The following is a 2022-nucleotide window of genomic DNA, read 5'->3' on the forward strand; positions in this document are numbered from 1 at the left end:
CTGCGCAGGCCCACCCCGCCCACGGCCAGGTCGATCCAGCCGCGCGCGGCCCAGGCCAGGGGCCAGGAGTACCAGCCGTGTTCGCCGCCGATCCCCTCGACGACCCTCCACACCGCCTCCGTTCCGGCGTCGACGTACCGCGCGCGCACGTCGGTGTAGAGGCTGCCGCCCGCCCAGGCGGGGTCGCTCGGCAGGGGGTCGGACGGGGCGCTCGGCCAGGCGGCCGAGGACCAGCGGGTGTCCACGCGCGACTCGTCGACGCGGCGCAGGGCCAGCTCCACGGCCCGGTCGAAGCCGATCCGCTCGTGGTCGTCCAGCAGTTCGGACAGGTCGTCCTCGCCGACCACCGCGTCGTGGCGCAGCGACTCCACCAGCGGCCGGGCGATCGCGGGCGGTACCGGCGTGACCAGGCCGACCCACAGGCTGGACAGGCCCGGCGAGAGCACGGGGACGGGGACGATCAGCCTCCGGGCGATCCCCGCCGCCCCGGCGAAGCGCTGGATCATCTGAGCGTAGGAGAGCACCTCCGGGCCGCCGATGTCGAAGGTCCGGTTGGTCCCCTCCGGGAGTTCGGCGCACCCCACCAGCAGCCGCAGCACGTCGCGCACCGCGATCGGCTGGACGCGGCTGCGCACCCACCGGGGCGTGGTCATCACCGGCAGGCGCTCGGTGAGGTGGCGCAGCATCTCGAAGGAGGCCGAGCCGGAGCCGAGGATCACCGCGGCGCGCAGCACGGCGGTGGGCACGCCGGACTCCAGCAGGATCCGGCCGACCTCCTCGCGCGAGGCCATGTGCGCCGACAGGCCGCCCCCGTGCGGCGCGAGGCCGCCCAGGTAGACCAGGCGGGTCGTGCCCGCCTCCCGCGCCGCGCGGGCGACGTTGCGGGCGGCCCGGGCGTCGGTGCCCGCGAAGTCGCGCCCGCCCGCCATCGAGTGGACCAGGTAGTAGGCGGTGTCGGTACCCGCGAACGCCTCGGCCAGACCCTCGCCGCTCACCACGTCGCCCCGGACCACCTCCACGCGGTCGCGCCAGGGCTGGTCGCGCAGCTTGTCCGGGGTGCGCGCCAGACAGCGGACGCGGTACCCGGCCGCGAGCAGCTCGGGCACCAGACGTCCACCGATGTAGCCGGTGGCCCCGGTGACCAGGACGGACGGCCTCATCCGGTCGCACCGGCCACGCCGTGGCGGCGCTCGCGCCGCCGCGCGCGCCTGCGGCGGTACGGGTTGTCCTCGGGCAGGCCGCCGCTGACCCGGCCGTACATGCCGAAGGTCATCACCATGATCCCGACGACGAAGCTGAAGATGACGTTGGGCATGGAGAAGGCCAGGATGTTGGGCCCCGCGCCCATCAGGTAGAGGTTCACGAGTCCGCTGGCCACGAAGCCCACCCCCACCACCGTGCAGACGGTGGAGGCGAACGAGCCGCCCAGGACGGAGGCGCCCAGCAGCAGTGAGCCGATCGCGACGGACAGGAAGCTCAGCGCGCCGTTGGTGGACAGGCCCGCGACGACCTCCCCCTGGGTGTCGAAGAGCGGGAGCCTGACCACCAGCCCCGCGATGCCGAAGCCCATGAGTACGAGTCCGGTGAGTCCGGCGCCGACACGGTGGACCACGCTGAGACGGCGGTCGGCCGGACGCCTGGTGTCCAGATCCATGGTGCTGCCCCTTCCGGTGTTCTCCCAGCTAGAGTTCTACGCGTGTGGTGCGCGACACAAGACGCACCGCTTTCGCAACGCTTGGGGCGCCATGGCCGACGCACTGACCCCGGGGGCGACCGCGCGTCTGCTCGGGGTCTCGCCCTCCACGCTGCGCAGCTGGGACCGGCGCTACGGCGTGGGGCCGCGCGAGCGCAGTCCGGGCGGGCACCGCCGCTACTCGCCCGCCGACGTGGCGCGTCTGCGCGAGCTGTGCCGCCTGGTCGGTGAGGGCCTGTCGCCCGCCTCGGCGGCGGAGTGCGTGCTGGTCCCGGCTCGCGGGGGTCCGGCGCCCGATCCAGCCCCGCCGCGCGTTCCCCGGCCGCGGG

The 2022-nt window shown here is 74.7% G+C and carries 3 protein-coding genes; 1 reads left to right on the forward strand and 2 read right to left on the reverse strand.

The annotated features are described in order from the left end of the window. Together DQW06_RS21745 and DQW06_RS21750 are read right to left on the reverse strand one after the other, a co-directional pair. Positions 1-1160 (reverse strand): DUF2867 domain-containing protein (locus DQW06_RS21745; RefSeq protein WP_117199203.1); only part of this gene is annotated, 1160 nt, incomplete at its 3' end. Continuing rightward, positions 1157-1654, reverse strand: a complete 498-nt coding sequence (locus DQW06_RS21750; RefSeq protein ID WP_013154574.1) for a DUF4383 domain-containing protein — start codon at positions 1652-1654, stop codon at positions 1157-1159. The genes DQW06_RS21745 and DQW06_RS21750, both read right to left, overlap by 4 nt. Before the next feature lie 91 nt (positions 1655-1745). On the opposite strand from DQW06_RS21750, the gene DQW06_RS21755 reads away from it, so the two are divergent. Continuing rightward, the coding region (locus DQW06_RS21755; protein WP_157983541.1) for a MerR family transcriptional regulator at positions 1746-2022 on the forward strand (277 nt) is incomplete at its 3' end.

The organism is Nocardiopsis sp. TNDT3, assembly GCF_003427465.1.
Classification (GTDB): domain Bacteria; phylum Actinomycetota; class Actinomycetes; order Streptosporangiales; family Streptosporangiaceae; genus Nocardiopsis; species Nocardiopsis dassonvillei.

Bases quoted from the DNA above. Each gene is read 5' to 3' on its own strand.
- DQW06_RS21750 (WP_013154574.1), bottom strand. From the start codon at position 1,654: ATGGATCTGGACACCAGGCGTCCGGCCGACCGCCGTCTCAGCGTGGTC.